Origin of the sequence: Segatella copri (assembly GCF_026015465.1) — a bacterium.
Classification (GTDB): Bacteria; Bacteroidota; Bacteroidia; order Bacteroidales; family Bacteroidaceae; genus Prevotella; species Prevotella copri_E.
This window is the reverse complement of sequence record NZ_JAPDUQ010000001.1, coordinates 599,503-616,393: the sequence shown is the minus strand read 5'-3', so window position 1 is coordinate 616,393 and position 16,891 is coordinate 599,503. Positions and strand designations below refer to the sequence as shown.

Sequence of the window (16,891 nt, the reverse complement as noted above, 5' to 3'; positions counted from 1 at the left end):
ATGTTTAATAGAATAATTATTCAAGAATTAAAACAATGGAGAGCTAAAAAAGACCGTAAGCCATTGATTATGCTGGGCGCTCGACAAGTAGGAAAGACTTCTGTACTTCAGAAGTTCGGAGAAGAATATTTTGAGCATTGCGCATATTTTAGTCTCAATGAAGAAGAGGGAGTCTGCGATATCTTTCGCAAGACCAAGAACCCGCTGCAAATCCTCGAGCAATTGTCATATCTTACTTCAGAACCTATTTTGCCTCAGAAGACTTTGCTTATTCTTGATGAGATACAAGACTGTCCGGAAGCCATTAGCGCAATGAAATATTTCTGCGAAAAGACGCCGGAATATGTTGTGGCTTGTGCTGGTTCTCTTTTGGGGTTGGCTTTTGGTCATCAAGGCTTTTCGTTTCCTGTGGGTAAGGTTGACCATATAAATATGTATCCTGTCACTTTTTCTGAGTTTTTGGAGCAGCGAGATGAAAGGCTTTACCAATATTATATGTCAATAGATAGCTTGGAACCTCTTCCTGACGTTTTTTTTGATAGACTTTCTCAGGCATTTACTGCCTATCGTATATCTGGTGGAATGCCAGCTGCGGCAATGAAGATGATAGAAAAGGATCTGAGTGGCGTGGAAACAACTCTACGTAATATCTTGCAAGATTATTCCTTGGACTTTGTGAAGCATGCTACGCCTTTATTGGCTAATAGGATTTCGCATGTTTGGAAGTCTTTGCCGTCACAGTTGGCTAAGGAAAATAGAAAGTTTGTTTATCAGCTGGTTCGTCCTGGTGCAAGAGCGAGGGAATATGAGGATGCTCTTACATGGCTTAAAAATGCGGGATTGATATATAAGGTAAGCTTGTGCTCTACTCCGCAAGTTCCTTTGAAATCGTATGAAGATTTGAGCATCTTCAAGATTTATAGTCTTGATGTGGGATTATTGAGAGTGCTTGCTGATTTGAGTCCTGAGGCTTATCTGGTTGATAATCCTATATTTAAAGAATATAAGGGCGCTTTGGCAGAGAATTATATTCTTCAGAGTCTAGTGGCTAATGGCGTTAATTGTTCCCATTATTGGGCTTCGGGTAATAAAGCAGAAGTGGAATTTATTGTTCAGCGTGGTTTGGAAGTTATTCCGGTGGAAGTGAAGTCGGGTACCAGTGTCACGGGGCGTAGTTTGATAGAGTATAACAAAAGGTACTCACCTGGTTTGCGCATCAGATATTCGATGCTTAATCTCAAGAGGGATGATTCCTTTATCAACATCCCTCTTTTCCTGGCTGATAGAACGGAGAAACTGATTTTTAAATAATTTTTAATGAGAAAAAAGATAAATGGGTGAAGAGGGGTGAAGAGTGGGTGAAGAGATAAAGAAAACTCTTCACCTCCCGAAACCCCGATAAGCAGAGGGGTTACGGGCGAGAAGGTGAAGAGTGAAGAGATAAATCGGGATTGCTTACAACTGATAGAACTTGGTGAAAGCCTTCACGCAATATTCGTGGTCGATAACGCTACCGGTTTCGCGGCAACTGTGCATAGCGAGGATGGCATTGCCCATATCCACACCCTTCAATGGGATGGAAGAGGCGAGGATATTGCCCAATGTACTGCCACCTGCTACATCGCTGTGGTTTACGAAACGCTGGCATGGTACACCGGCAGCATCGCAGATGTTGGCGAAGATGGCTGCTGATACAGCATCGCTCGCATACTTCTGGGCTGCATTGAACTTGATGACCGGACCACCGCCCAACTTAGGATGATTCGTAGGGTCGAATTTTTCGCTATAGTTAGGATGCCAGGCATGCGCATTATCGGCTGAAATCATGAAGGCACGCTCTACTGCCTGATAATAAGCCTCTTCTGTATGGCTCTGTGCCAGGGCAATGCGATGGAGCATATATGAAAGGAATGGACTTCCGGCTCCCTGTTTGGTCTGGGACCCCGTCTCTTCATTATCGAAGATGGCGAGAACCTGGGTGGTATCATTGGCATCTGCTGCAATCATCGCCTCTACACCAGCCCAGCACATAGACAGGTCGTCGAGTCTGCCTGAAGAGATAAACTCATCGTGTACACCGAAGGTGCAGGCTGGAGTGGCATCAGCCAGATAGAGATCGAAATCAAGAACATCCTCTTTCTGGATATTCAGTTCGTTGGTTATCACATTCATCAGGAGGTTACCCTTCTCCAGTTCATCATTGATGATGCCGAGGATAGGGAGCACATCCTTCTGCTTGCTCAACTTCACACCATCGTTTACCTGACGGTTGAAGTGGATAGCGAGATTGCTGATCTGCAGCAATGGGCGCTTCACATGAAGAAGGAGCGTCTGAGGATTCATGGCGCTTTCTCCCTTCACGATAACTCTACCTGCCAAAGTGAGCGGACGGTCGAACCAGGTTGACATGATAGGACCACCATAAACCTCGGTATTCAGTTTTACGATACCGCCCTCGCAAAGCATCTCAGCATTTGGCTTGATGCGGAAGGTAGGCGAATCGCAGTGGGCGCAGATCATGTGGAAACCGGCATCTGCCAAAGGCTTCTTTCCGATTTGGAAGGCGTAGATGGAAGAGTCGTTCTTGGTAACGAAGAACTTTTCACCCGCTTCAATCTTGCCCAAAGGCTCCTGTGGGTTCATACGGCGGAACCCGTTCTTCTCCAATTCCTCGGAGATATTCTTTACTGCCAGGAAATTCACTGGCGATGCGTCTAGAAAGGATAATAATCTTTTGATCATAGTCTATATCTTTATATAAATATCTTGCAAAGATAATAGATTTTTTTCATTTTATCTCATTATTCTATTTGTTTTTCATTTTTTTGTATTATCTTTGTCTCCAAATAAGATCAATGAATGAATTATGAAACGATATAAATCCTGCACTCTGATTATATTGCTGCTGTTGGCATCGGCTCTTCAGGCATATGCGCATATTTCCAGAAATATGTTCATGCTTTCCAATCTCAATACTGACAATGGTCTTTCCTGCCCTCGAGTTTATTCTATTGTCGAGGCAGAGGATGGTGCCATGTGGATAAGTACTAAGCGTGGAGTTGACCGATATAATGGGCAACAGGTAACCAATTATACTTTATACACAGAGATGCCGTATAGTGATGCTAGTGGTAGAAGTATTAAACTGACTAAGGATGCGCAACATCTGATTTACGCCTACGACAACAAGGGAAAGGTGTATATATATGATAAGAGGAAAGATGCATTTGTCTTGAAATGTAATCTTCAGAATATTTTAGGTGGAAGTATCGTATTGAACGAACTGTTGGTAGACGAAAAGGGTAATTTCTGGCTAGCTATGGATAGAGGCATTTATTGCTTATCAGCAGCTACTGATGGAAAGGAGATAGTTCGGGAGACAGCTAAGGGTAGGTTTGTATTGAAAAATACCTATATTAATCATATCCAATTTATAGGTGAGAAACTCTTGATAGGAACATTTAAAGATGTTTATTGCTATTCGATGCCTGCCCGGAAGTTAGAAAAGAAGATTAGTGGCAGTTCTGTAGTATCCTCTTATCATGATATTGTGGGACATCGTATCTGGCTGGGTACTTTTCACGAAGGAGTTAAAGTGATGGATGATCGTACTTGGAAGCTGATAACATCTGCTGATTTCCAATCTTTGCAAAACATTCCTAAAATTCCCGTACGTTCAATCATTTTATATGATAAGCAGACTCTTCTGATGGCTGTAGATGGAGCTGGAATATATGCTTATGACAGTTCGAACAAACAAACCAAACTCTTGCTTGATACAGATGGACGTCCGGGTAACGTACTGAATGGTAATGGATTATATACCTTGTGCTGCGATCGTTTCGGCGATTTATGGACAGGCTCTTACTCGGGAGGAGTAGATTTGGCAATATCGATGAAACATACATTGGAATATATCACACATGAATATCTCAACAATCAATCACTGATAGATAATTGTGTGAACGATGTTTTCCAAAGCCGTGATGGGAAAATATGGTATGCCACAGATAAAGGAGTAAGTGTCTATGATGCGCAGACTCGTCTTTGGCATCATGGATTATATAATAAGGTGGCGCTTACGATTTGTCAGACTGTAGACGGCAGAATTCTGGTTGGTACCTATGGTAACGGTGTATATCAGGTTCATGCTGATGGCACTAGTATGCCTGCTTATTCTGTGGAAACAGGAATGTTGAAGAGTGATTACGTATTCAGTCTTTTTACTGATAGCGATGGTAATATTTGGGTGGGATGTTTGGATGGAGATATGGCTTGTTTCCCTTCAGATAAATATAATTTGAATGGAACGGGAAAGTCGGTATTCTATCTGCCTGTCAACGAAGTGCAATGCATCACGGAATCACCGGATAAGCGTTTTATTGCTGTAGGAACTTCGCATGGAGGCTATTTGATTGATAAGCGTGAACCTTTGCATCCTCGTCGTTTCTTTTATCCTGAACAGTATCCCGAAAAAGACATTAATTTGTTTGTCAACAGTATGGCTTTTCAGGATTCCCGTCATATCTGGATTGGAACGGATGGAGGAGGACTCTATGATTATGATTTCCTGACAAAGAAGTTTAAGCGTTATACTAATCAGGACGCTTTGCCTTCTAATACTGTTTATGGACTTATAAAAGGTATTAATGGCAATTTGTGGATCAGTACGGATAAAGGATTGGCGTTCATGAAACAGGGGAAGATAGTAAACCTCAACATCTTTAAGGGAATGGAACGTGAGTATAACCGAATGTCTGTTGCGTGTACTTCAGATGGCAGGGTGCTTTTTGGCAGCAACGATGGAGTTGTCGCTTTGACTCCTATGTTTGCCAAAGGTTTGAATTATGCCGCTCCACTTCGTATTCATAGTGTTGAGGTTGAAGGTGTCGAACGTTCCGATCACTGGAATGAATGTCTCTTTGAAATGTTGAAGGAAGGCAAATTGAAACTTAGCCATAATGAGAATACGCTGGTTGTTTCTTTCGAGAGTATCAATTATCAATACCAGTATGATATTCAATATCAATATTATTTGGAAGGATACGACCGTAATTGGAGTAAACCATCTTCTAATCAGTTGGTACGATTTGTAAATTTGCCTTCGGGCAGCTATGTGCTTCATGTAAAGGCTATCTGCAGAAGTAATGGTAGAGAATTGGGAGAAACAACTTTGGAGATTCATATAGCCCAGCCTTGGTGGAATACCTGGTGGGCATGGATTATCTATCTCTGTATTTTTGCTGCCATCTTATATTTTGTCTGGCAGTATTACAAAGAGCGCTTACAGCGAAAGTATTATGATGAGAAAATCAATTTCTTCGTTAATACTGCCCATAACATACGTACTCCTTTGAGTCTCGTGTTGGCTCCTCTTGATAATCTGGCTAATGATTCCAGCTTGAGTGAGAAAAGTCGTGGATTCTTGGATATGGCGCATCGCAACGGCAACAAACTGTTGAAGATGGTTACAGAATTGCTTGACTTCCAAAAGGTAGAGCAGTCTGCCGAACAGGTTCGCCTGCAAGATATAGAATTGCCGATGCTTTTACGTGTGCAGTTGGAAAAGTTTGTATTGGCAGCTCAGGAGAAGCATATTCAACTGTGTATTGAAACGTGTCCGCAGCAACAGATTCATTCAGATGTCAAAATGATGGATCTGATATTGGAAAATCTTCTCTCGAATGCTATCAAATATACACCTCAAGGTGGAAAGGTTACGTTGTCGGCTTCTGTTGAAGGCAAGATGGCTATGATTCATGTATGTGATACAGGTATAGGTATTCCAAAGGCCGAAATTAAGAGTATCTTCAAGACCTTCTTCAGGGCTTCTAATGCGATAAATTCTCTGGAAATGGGAAGTGGATTAGGACTGATGCTTACACGAAAGCTTGTAGAGAAATTAGGAGGAAAGCTCAGTTTCGTAAGTGAGGAAGGAAAGGGTACTACTTTCTGTGTGAAGATGCCATTAGGTAATGTAACAGATTCTTCTGTCCGGCTTGTTGGAGAAAAGAAAAATGTTGCAACTGAATCTTCTTTAGCTGAAGATAAGCATGATGAAACTTGCCAGACTGTGTCTTCTGCGGTTCTGCAGGATGCTGATGTTTCAACGGATACACTTCTTTTTGTCGATGACAATGAAGATCTTCGCAAATATATCAGAATGACTTTTGGTGATTCTTATCAAGTAGTTGATGTGGAGAGTGCAGAGGCTGCCTTGAAATATTTGAAAGAGGGCGGGGTATGTGATATCGTTGTTTCAGATGTCATGATGCCGGGAATGCACGGAGATGAGTTCTGTCGCAGCATCAAGGAAAATAAGGAAACATCATGGCTGCCTGTTATCCTGCTGACTGCTAAGGCTGGTCGTGACTTTATGATAGAGGGACTCGGACTTGGTGCTGATGACTATATAGCCAAGCCATTCGATACTGCTATTCTTGCGAGTAAGGTTGCCAGTATTTTGAAGAATCGTCGCCGGTTGAGTCAGTATTATATGGACAGAAGCCTTGCTCTTGTTAGAGGAGAGGTTGCTTCTGAGTCTGCTTCTTCCGAGCAGATTGTGGGCTCTGATTCATCCTATGAACACTTGGAACCTACTGGAGTTTCTGAAGAGAAAAAGGATGATACTGTCTTGAATAAGCAAGGCCAGACATTCGAAAATGTGGCAGAAGCTGTTCTGGATCCGCAAGACCAGGCTTTTGTAGATAAAGCTACCCGTTTGGTGTTGACTCATCTGAGCGACACAGACTTTAATATCGACCGACTCTGTAGAGAGATGGCGATGAGCAGAACGCTTTTCTATGGTAGGCTGAAGACTCTTACGGGCCAAAGTCCGCAGGATTTTATGCGTTTGATACGTCTGGAGCAGGCTGCAATCTTCCTGAAACAGGGGGATAGTGTGCTGGATGTATCTGTGAAAGCCGGTTTTGTAAATGTGAAGTACTTTAGTACTGTATTTAAAAAGCACTTTGGGGTTTCTCCGAGTAAGTATCTGTAAATTAGAGTTTTAAATTCAAAGAAAAGGTTTCTGTTTAGACGTTATGTCTGAATTGAAACCTTTTTTGTTTGTTATCTAACCCTCTGGAAGTTCCTTTTCTTTATCTTTGCAACCAGATTCTGTTACGTAAGTTAAACAGTTATTTAAAAAACGAAACAATAACAATATAAACATAAAAATGAAAAGGAACTTTTTGAAATTTAGCCTCTTTTTAATAGGCGTCTTCACATGTCTCTCATGCGAAGCAAGTACGTTGCCCTCATCCGGCAGTTCTGAAGGTGTAGGCGAATCCATACCTACTGCCCAGCAATGGAATAAAGATGTTGTGGGGTGGAATCTTGGCAACGCATTCGAGTGCTCAGCTCCTGGACAGGATGGTGAGTCGATGCAGATCGGCAACCCTGATGGTTCTATCCATGCAGAGACAGCCTGGGGCAATCCCGTTGTTACCAAGAAGATGATACAAGCCGTGAAGAAGGCAGGTTTCAATGCCATCCGTATTCCAATCCGTTGGCAGTGCCACATTACCAACGCTCAGGCGATGAGCATCGACAAGGCTTGGATTGCTCGCATCAAGGAGGTGGTGGGCTGGTGCCTTGACAACGGTTTGAAGGTTATCATCAATGTGCATCATGAAAAATGGCTCGAAGGTCGTCCTACTTATCAATATAAGGAAGAAAACTGCCAGAAGCTTGCGCTCCTCTGGATGAATATCGCCTCTGAGTTTGCCAATTATGACAGTCGCTTGGCTTTCGCCGGTACCAATGAGGTTCACATCAGGGACAACTGGGGCAAACCTACTGCCGAGAACCTCGAAGTGCAGAATGCTTACAATCAGATATTCGTGGATATGGTTCGTGCCACAGGCGGCAACAATGCCAAGCGCCACCTCATCTTACAGACTTACGTTTGTAACCCATGGTTTGGCATAGAGAATGGAGATTTCATCATTCCGAAGGATGCCGAAGGCAATGGCAACAACTATATGAGTGTGGAATTCCATTACTATCAGCCATGGAGCTACGCCGGCGATTGCACCTACGATTACTGGGGTGATGCCTACAAGGATGCTGGCAAGATACCTGCAGAAAACGAGAAGACCATGACGGATTTCTTCGATAAGGCGGTGAATACCTGGAGCAACAAAGGACTGGGTATCGTAATAGGAGAGTGGGGAGTAACCGATCACTATAAGTCAAACTCAGAGAAAGTGCATGAAAACATGACCTACTACTGTAAGTTCTTGACTACGGAGGCTCGCAAACGAGGCTTCTCTACTTTCGTTTGGGACAATAACCACTTCGGCAACGGCTCTGAGAAGTATGGCATCTTCGACCGTTTCAAGAGTATGAAGGTGAATGCTCCTTGGATTCTCGAAGGAATCTTTGGGAAAGAATAATGTTAAACTAAAAACAAAAATATCAATTATGAGAAAGAAAACTATGTTTCTCGGCCTGCTCGGTGCAGGTTTGATGTGGATGCCTGCTTCTGCCATTCTCGCTGCCCAGATGAACAATGCAGCGATGAGCGTTCAGCAGAACCAAGGCATCAAGGGTACAGTGGTGGATGCCACTGGCGAAACCTTGATTGGCGCTAGCGTGAAGGTGGCTGGTACAACCAACGGTGCCGTTACCGATATAGATGGTAACTTTACGTTGAACTGCAAGCCTGGAGCAACGCTCGAAGTGAGCTACATCGGTTACAAGACAATGACCGTGAAAGCTGCTAATGGCATGAAAATCACGATGCAAGAGGATGGTAAGGCCTTGAATGAGGTCGTTGTTACCGCCCTTGGTATCAAGCGCGACCGCAAGGCTTTGGGCTATGGCTTGGAGGAGGTTAAAGGTGAGGAACTTACCAAGGCGAAGGAAACCAACGTCATCAACTCTCTTTCAGGTAAGGTGGCTGGTCTCGTTGTGCAGAACACCGCTGGCGGTGCTTCTGGTTCTACCCGCGTGCTTCTTCGTGGTAATACAGAAATGGCAGGCAATAACCAGCCTCTTTACGTGGTGGATGGTGTGCCTTTGGATAATACCAACTTTGGCAGTGCTGGTGAAGCTGGTGGTTATGACCTCGGTGATGGTATCTCTGCCATCAATCCTGATGACATCGAGACGATGACCGTATTGAAAGGTCCTGCTGCCTCTGCCCTCTATGGTAGCCGTGCTTCTCATGGTGTTATCTTGATTACGACCAAGAAGGCGGAGAAGGATAGAATTTCCGTGGAGTACAATGGTTCTTATACTATCGATACCCAGTTGGCTAAATGGGACGACATCCAGGAGATATATGGTGCTGGCTACAATGGCGAGCTTCCTACATCCAGCACTTCTGGTACGAACTCAAGTTGGGGACCTAAGGCCGATGACTTCATGTTCAAATATTTCGATGGCGAAGAACGTCCATTCATGATGCATCCTAACAATGCTTCTGATTTCTTCCGCACAGGTTTCACCACCCAGAACTCTGCCATCCTCTCAGTTAATTCCGGTAAGACGGGTATGCGTTTCTCTGTTACCGATATGCGCAATAAGGATATCTTGCCAAATACCAATATGAGTCGTGACAACTTCAACCTCCGAGTGAATACCTCAGCTGGTCCTGTTGACTTCGACTTCACCGCCAACTATACTCGTGAGAAGGTAAAGAACCGTCCTGCCCTTGGTGACTCTCAGAGCAACGTGGGTAAGAACCTCATGACCCTGGCGGGTACCTACGACCAGGCTTGGCTGAAGCACTATGAGGATGCCGACGGCAACTACTCCAACTGGAATGGTAACGATCAGTATAACAAGAACCCATACTGGGATCTCTATAAGAACAGCAATACATCCGACAAGGACGTGTTCCGTTTTACGGGTAAGGCAATCTGGAACATCAACAAGCACCTCAAGTTGCAGGGTACTATCGGTACCGACATCAACAGCATGAACTTCCAGGAATTCATCGCCAAGACAACTCCAGGAACTCCTGCCGGAAAGCTTACCGACCAAATCTTCAACAACCGCACACTCAACGCCGAGATACTTGCCCTCTACAACAACTCATGGGGCGACTTCGATGTCAACGCTACCGCTGGTGGTAACATCTTCAAGGTGAACAACAAGACCACTACCAACGTCGGTCTCAACCAGCAGATGAATGGCATCCAGAACATCATGAACTATCAGGAACAGAACACTCGTGAGAGTATGTACAAGAAGCAGATCAGCTCTCTCTATGCCAGCGCAAGCCTTGGCTACAAGCATACTTACTATTTGGAGGGAACCCTCCGTGGCGATAAGTCGTCTACGCTCCCTACAAATAATAATACATACGTATATCCATCTGTATCGGGTAGTTTGGTTTTCTCTGAGTTTATCAAGAACAAGAAGTTCATCAATTATGGTAAGATTCGCGCATCTTGGGCAAAGGTAGGTAGCGATACCGATCCATATCTGTTGGCACTCAACTATACCACGGGCAAGTACAGCTACTCGGGTTATACCATCGGTATGATAGCCAACTCAACACAGCCGAACAAGGATTTGAAGCCTACAATGACAGGTTCTTACGAGGTAGGTTTGGAGATGAAGTTCCTTAACGGACGCTTGGGCTTGGATGCCACCTATTACAACCAGAACTCCAAGAACCAGATTTTGAGTTTGGCTTCAACCACCACCTCTGGCTATGCTTACCGCCTCATCAATGCCGGTGAGATTCAGAACCAGGGTGTCGAGATTGCCCTCAATGCCCGTGCCTTGCAGATCAAGGACTTCGCTTGGGACTTGGGTGTCAACTTCTCGAAGAATACCAACAAGGTGAAGTCGCTCGTAGATGGCATGGACTATTTTGAGCTTGCCAAGGCCACATGGTGCGGTGTATCAGTAGGTGCTCAGGTTGGCGAGAACTATGGAGCTATCCGTGGACACGACTTCCTCTACAACGACAAGGGACAGGTGGTTGTCGATGCAGCTACTGGTCTTCCAAAGATTGACCAGAAGGTCAAGACCATCGGTAACTCTACTTGGGACTGGACAGGTGGTTTCTACTCAACCTTCAGCTACAAGAACTTCCGCCTCTCTGCATCCTTCGATGTGAAGGTAGGTGCCGACATCTACTCTATGTCCATGCGTTCTGCATACCAGACAGGTAAGGCAAAGGGAACATTGGCAGGCCGTGAGGAGTGGTACACTTCCGAGGAGGCTCGCAAGGCTTCGGGTATGGACCTTGCCGCATGGCGTGAAGCAGGTAACTGCAAGGGATTTGTCGTAGAGGGTGTCATCGACAATGGCGACGGTACTTATCGCAAGAACGACATCGCCGTGAACCCTGAAGATTACTGGAAGCATGTGGCAAATGGCGTGCAGAGTGCCTTCGTTTACGACAATTCTTACGTGAAGTGTCGTGAGATTACTTTCGGCTATACCTTCCCAGAGAGCATCCTGGGCAAGTATGTCAAGGGCTTGACCGTATCCTTCGTGGCTCGTAACCCATTCATTGTTTGGAAGAACATTCCTAACATCGACCCAGACTCCAGCTACAACACCTCAGGTCTCGGTCTGGAATATGGTTCCCTGCCATCTCGCAAGAGTTATGGTTTGAACGTGAACGTGAAGTTCTAGTCTCGAAAATATGAATCAATTTCTTTAGAAGAGTTCTAATATATAATAAGGTAAGAAAATGAACAATATAATCAAGAAATATATAGGTAAGAGCAGCCTGATGATGGCTTTCGCCCTGATGGCAACCGGCACTGCGATGACTTCTTGCTCTGATGATACCTTGAGCAACATCAATACCGACAAGACCAAGGTGAACGAGCTCGACCCTAACGCACAGTTGACAACAGCTTTGTTGCAGACTTACGGTGACTTCAGTCTGATGGATACCTACCGTAACTATATATCTGGTTTTCCACAGTATTTTGCTGGTGGTTGGAATGTAACCAATTACGCTGGTTCTAATTTCAGAGAAGATGATATGTCCCGTCGAGTTTGGGACCGCTATTATGAAATCAGTATCAAGAACCTTGTGGATGCCATCCACAATTCTGCTGACAAGGCAAACTTGAATGCGGTACTTCGTATCCATCGTGTCTATCTCACGGCAGTTTTGGCAGATACCTACGGTGACGTGCCTTGTTCGGAGGCAGGTCTGGGTTATATCTCAGGTATCTCCACCCCTAAGTATGATACCGTAGAGGAACTCTACAGCTGGTTCTTCGATGAACTTGACGCTTGCGAGAAGCAGCTTGGCACAGGTACCGACCACATTTCTGGTGATGTCACCAGCATGGGGGGTGATGTAGCTAAGTGGAAGAAGTATGCCAATGCACTCCGTATGCGCTATGCCATGCGCATTTCCGATGTTAATCCACAGAAGGCAAAGGAGGAGTTTGAGAAGGCTGTGGCTGCCGGTGCTATCGCCAGTGCAGCAGATGATGCTTATATCAAGTATGCTGATGCTCCATTTACCTATTATGATGGAGCCAACGATTACGATTTCCGTACCAATGCCTTGGGAGAGATTCTCTATGGTCAGGATGCCACATCGCCTACCATGGTATGCTCTACCTTGTTCTATCAGTTGCAGAATACCAACGACCCTCGTCTCTATCGCATCTGCCGTCACTACTACAATATCAAGCGTAGTCAGGTGAAGCCAGATAAGGAGCAGAACATCGACTTGACCGATGATTTCCTGGCTTATTTCCAGAGCAAGAACCTCGGTGAGGAGCCTTGCAACCCTGGTGCAGCCTGGTACATAGACTGGATGAATCCAGCTACGTTGGATGACCTTCCTACTTTGAAGAAGTATGCAGAGATAGACGAGAACACTTATGCCAACTCTGATTATATAGCCCGAGCTAGTCGTCCTTGCCTGAACATCGACTTCGAGATGCCTTCTTGCCCTGGCGACTTGATGAGCTATGCTGAGGTTGAGTTTCTCAAGGCTGAGGCTGCAACCAAGGGTTGGAATGTAGGTGGTGGTGATGCAGAAAGTCACTACGAGGCTGGTGTTCGTGCCAGCATGGAGTTGCTCAACAACTATTATCTCACGTCCAACAAGATTTCTGAGGATGAGATCAATGAGTTCATTGCTAACAATCCGTTGGGTGACAATCCTAAGGAGACCATCAACACCCAGGCTTGGATTCTCCACATGATGAACCCTTCTGAGGGTTGGGCTAACTTGCGCCGCTCTGACTATCCTGCCATCTTGAATCGTGATCTCTTGACCAAGGATGGTTTCACTTATACGGATTCCGATTGGTCAATGCCTGTCCGCTTGCAGTATCCTGAGTTGGAAGCTCAGTACAACAATGCCAACTACAAGGCTGCCATCGACCGCATGGGTGGTACCGACAATTGGCACAAGCGCCTCTGGTGGGACAAGGCTGATGTAAACCTTCAGCCAGACTTCAATCCTCCATTCGGAAAGGGATATAGCAAGTAGTGTTTAATGTTAAGTGTTAAATGTTAAATGTTAAGTCTTATAGGACAATAGAATAGAATAAATAATTATGAATAAGACAATGAAACAATATAAGGGAAAAGTCTTGAAGGCTATGATGATGCTCTTAGCCGTGGGTTTCGCACTGGCTGGTACATCTACCTTGTCTTCTTGCTCTTCTGACGATGAACCATACTTCACTGCCAGCGAAGATGACAATCCACGTATCTTGAACACCGACTTGGCTGATTCCAAGATAGACCGCAAGACTAATTATAAGTTGGAAATCAAGGTGACTCCAGTTCACTACACCACTGTGACATGGTTGCTCGACGGCACTCAGATTGCCGAAGGTACTACTATCGACCAGCCTTTGCCTGTAGGTAATCATGAACTGAAGATTGTGGCAACCACCACCAAGGGCAAGACCACTTCTCGCACCCTCAATGTGGTAGTGACTCCAGCTGCCGACGACCCAGCTCTCGGTACCAATGCCGTCGAGCTTTGGGTAGCTCCAGGTGCTGAGACCACTATCCATAAGTGCAAGAATCTCGGTACAGTTACTAAAGTAATGGTAGGTGGCAAGGAAGTAGCCTTCGAGGTTCTCGAAGAGGGCACAGCCTTGAAGCTCAAAGCTCCTACAGGTTTGGAGAATGGTGACTATGATATCACTTTGGTAGATGGTGAGGGCAACCAGTTCTCTGGCGGTACCATCAAGGTAACCACCGAGGCTCGCCCATCTATGGAGAATACCATCTGGGAAGGTGAGTTTGCCGTGACATGGGATACACCATTCGATGCCTTGAAGGATACCTTCCTCTCAAAGGTGAAGGCTGGCACCATCCTCCGTGTCTATGTAGATGGAAATGGTCAGGGTACCGCTGCTACCTCTTGGTGGAACAACATCCTTACTGGTAAGGGCGACCCAGAGCGTGGCGACATCATGGTGAATGGACCTGCTAAATGGGAGTTTGAACTGACCGACTTGTCTATCCAACTCTTGACAGAGCAGAATGGTCTCCTCCTCGTGGGTGACGGTTATACCGTAAAGAAAGTAACTATTGAATAATATATTAGAAAGATTTCCGTTTTTAACATAAAACGTCAAACCTTTGAATTTATGAAGAAAATTTTATTATCTATTTCAATGTTGGCATTGGCTTATACAGCCAGTGCCAATGTTCCGGTTATCAAGAGCGACCCTAAGATTGAGGCTCAGGTAGAACAAACTCTGAAGAAACTCACCTTGGAGGAAAAGATAGGTCAGATGATGGAATTGGTGACCGACCTCTTTGGTGCCAACGACAAGAATGGTGTGTTCTATATCGACGAGCACAAGACCGATTCTATCCTTTCCCGCTATAAGATTGGCTCAATCCTCAACGCTCCAAATACCTGCGCACCAACCGCTAAGCAGTGGGAGAAGTATATCGCACAAATCCAGAAGATCTCAATGAAGCGCATCGGCATCCCTTGTGTCTTCGGTCTCGACCAGAACCACGGTTCTACTTATACACAGGGTGGAACCCTCTTCCCGCAGAACATCAATGTGGCTGCCACCTTTAATCGTGAGATAGCTCGCCGTTCGGCTGAGGCTACCGCTTATGAGACTCGTGCGGTGAGCGTGCCTTGGACTTACAGTCCTACCGTTGATCTCGGTCGTGATGCCCGTTGGCCTCGCATCTGGGAGAACTTTGGCGAGGATTGCTACCTCAGTTCTGAGATGGGCAAGGCGATGGTCTATGGTTTCCAGGGCGAGGACCCAAACAACATCGACCAGTATCACATTGCCACTTCAATGAAGCACTTCATGGGCTATGGTGTGCCTTGGACCGGTAAAGACCGTACGCCAGCCTATATCTCTCCTGCCGATTTGCGAGAGAAGCACTTCGCTCCTTTCCTGGCGGGTCTGCAGGCTGGAGCCTTGACCGTGATGGTGAATTCCGCTTCCGTCAATGGTATGCCGATGCATGCCAACAAGGACATCCTGACAGGATGGCTGAAGGAAGAGACTGGATGGGATGGTGTGCTCATCACCGACTGGGCAGACATCAACAATCTCTATACTCGTGAGATGGTGGCAAAGGACAAGAAGGATGCGCTCCGCATTGCCATCAATGCTGGTATCGACATGATTATGGAACCTTATTCTTGTGATGCTTGTGGCTATCTTGTAGAACTGGTGAAGGAAGGTAAGATTCCGATGAGTCGCATCGACGATGCCTGCCGCCGTGTGCTTCGCATGAAGTACCGTCTCGACCTCTTCAAGAATCCAACCCAGAAACTGAAGAATTATCCTAAGTTTGGTGGCGAGGAGTTTGCCAAGCTCGCCTTGGAGGGAGCTACCGAGAGTATGGTGCTCCTGAAGAACGAGGGTAATATCCTTCCTTTGCAGCATGGTAAGAAGATTCTCCTTACGGGTCCTAATGCCAATCAGATGCGCTGCCTGGACGGTGGATGGAGCTATACCTGGCAGGGTCATCGTGCCGATGAGTTTGCCGGCAAGTACAATACCATCTATGAGGCATTCTGTAATGAGTATGGCAAGGAGAATGTTATCTTGAACCAGGGTGTTACCTATAATGAGAAGGGAAAATACTGGGAGGAGAACGAACCTCAGATTCAGGAGGCAGTGGCTGCAGCGAAGGATGCTGACGTCATCGTGGCTTGCATTGGCGAGAACTCTTATACAGAGACTCCGGGCAACCTGACCGACCTTTGGCTCTCAGAGAACCAGCGCAATCTGGTCAAGGCTTTGGCTCAGACAGGCAAGCCTGTCATCTTGGTGCTGAATGAAGGTCGTCCTCGTCTCATCGCTGACATCGAACCATTGGCACAGGGCATCATCAACATCCTTATCCCTGGCAACATGGGCGGCGATGCCTTGGCAAACCTGGTATCGGGCAAGTCAAACTTCAGTGGCAAGATGCCTTACACCTATCCTAAGGAAATCAATTCGCTCGCCAACTATGACTTCAAGAAGAGTGAGGAGGTGGGTACGATGGAAGGTGCTTACGACTACAATGCGAAGATTACCCAGCAGTGGGGCTTCGGATATGGTTTGAGCTACACCTCTTACAAATATAGCAACCTGAAGGTTTCTCAGTCTGATTTCCGCCACGGCGACATCATCAAGGTGAGCGTGGATGTGAAGAATACGGGAAAGGTGGCAGGCAAGGAGAGTGTCCTCCTGTTCAGCAGCGATCTCATCGCTAGTATGGTGCCTGATGGCCGTCGTCTCCGTGCCTTCGACAAGGTGGAACTTCAGCCTGGTGAGACCAAGACCATGACATTTGAATTAAAGGCAGACGATTTGGCCTTCGTAGGTTGGAATGGCAAATGGAGATTGGAGGAAGGCGACTTCAAATTGATGATTGCCGACCAGAGTGCTGATATCCATTGCACTGATACTTATCAGTGGCCTACTGCCAACAGATAATGTATATTTAACCTGTT

At 45.7% G+C, this 16,891-nt stretch carries 8 protein-coding genes; 7 read left to right on the top strand and 1 reads right to left on the bottom strand.

All coding sequences use genetic code 11. From position 1 onward, the window contains the following. Positions 1-1,311 (top strand): ATP-binding protein, encoded by a 1,311-nt coding sequence (locus ONT08_RS02710; RefSeq protein WP_117727276.1) that lies wholly within the window; start codon positions 1-3, stop codon positions 1,309-1,311. A gap of 144 nt (positions 1,312-1,455) precedes the next feature. On the opposite strand, the gene ONT08_RS02705 is transcribed toward ONT08_RS02710, so the two are convergent. Continuing rightward, positions 1,456-2,742, bottom strand: a complete 1,287-nt coding sequence (locus ONT08_RS02705) for a M18 family aminopeptidase (protein ID WP_264959188.1) — start codon at positions 2,740-2,742, stop codon at positions 1,456-1,458. Between the two features lie 124 nt (positions 2,743-2,866). On the opposite strand from ONT08_RS02705, the gene ONT08_RS02700 reads away from it, so the two are divergent. The 6 genes from ONT08_RS02700 to ONT08_RS02675 all read left to right on the top strand — a co-directional run bounded on the left by ONT08_RS02700 (position 2,867) and on the right by ONT08_RS02675 (position 16,874). Continuing rightward, positions 2,867-7,000, top strand: coding sequence for a two-component regulator propeller domain-containing protein (locus ONT08_RS02700; protein WP_264959187.1), 4,134 nt, complete (start codon positions 2,867-2,869; stop codon positions 6,998-7,000). Between the two features lie 178 nt (positions 7,001-7,178). After that, positions 7,179-8,399, top strand: a complete 1,221-nt coding sequence (locus tag ONT08_RS02695; protein ID WP_264959186.1) for a glycoside hydrolase family 5 protein — start codon at positions 7,179-7,181, stop codon at positions 8,397-8,399. A gap of 28 nt (positions 8,400-8,427) precedes the next feature. Then, complete coding sequence (locus tag ONT08_RS02690) at positions 8,428-11,604, top strand: SusC/RagA family TonB-linked outer membrane protein (RefSeq protein WP_264959185.1); 3,177 nt, start codon at positions 8,428-8,430, stop codon at positions 11,602-11,604. Between the two features lie 58 nt (positions 11,605-11,662). Beyond that, a complete protein-coding gene (locus ONT08_RS02685) occupies positions 11,663-13,438 on the top strand; it encodes a SusD/RagB family nutrient-binding outer membrane lipoprotein (RefSeq protein ID WP_264959184.1) in 1,776 nt (591 codons plus the stop codon). A gap of 79 nt (positions 13,439-13,517) precedes the next feature. Next, positions 13,518-14,504, top strand: a complete 987-nt coding sequence (locus ONT08_RS02680) for a hypothetical protein (RefSeq protein WP_264959183.1) — start codon at positions 13,518-13,520, stop codon at positions 14,502-14,504. Between the two features lie 51 nt (positions 14,505-14,555). Then, the gene (locus ONT08_RS02675; protein WP_264959182.1) at positions 14,556-16,874 is read left to right on the top strand and encodes a glycoside hydrolase family 3 N-terminal domain-containing protein; all 2,319 of its coding nucleotides are present in this window, start codon (positions 14,556-14,558) and stop codon (positions 16,872-16,874) included. Positions 16,875-16,891: the final 17 nt, after the last annotated feature.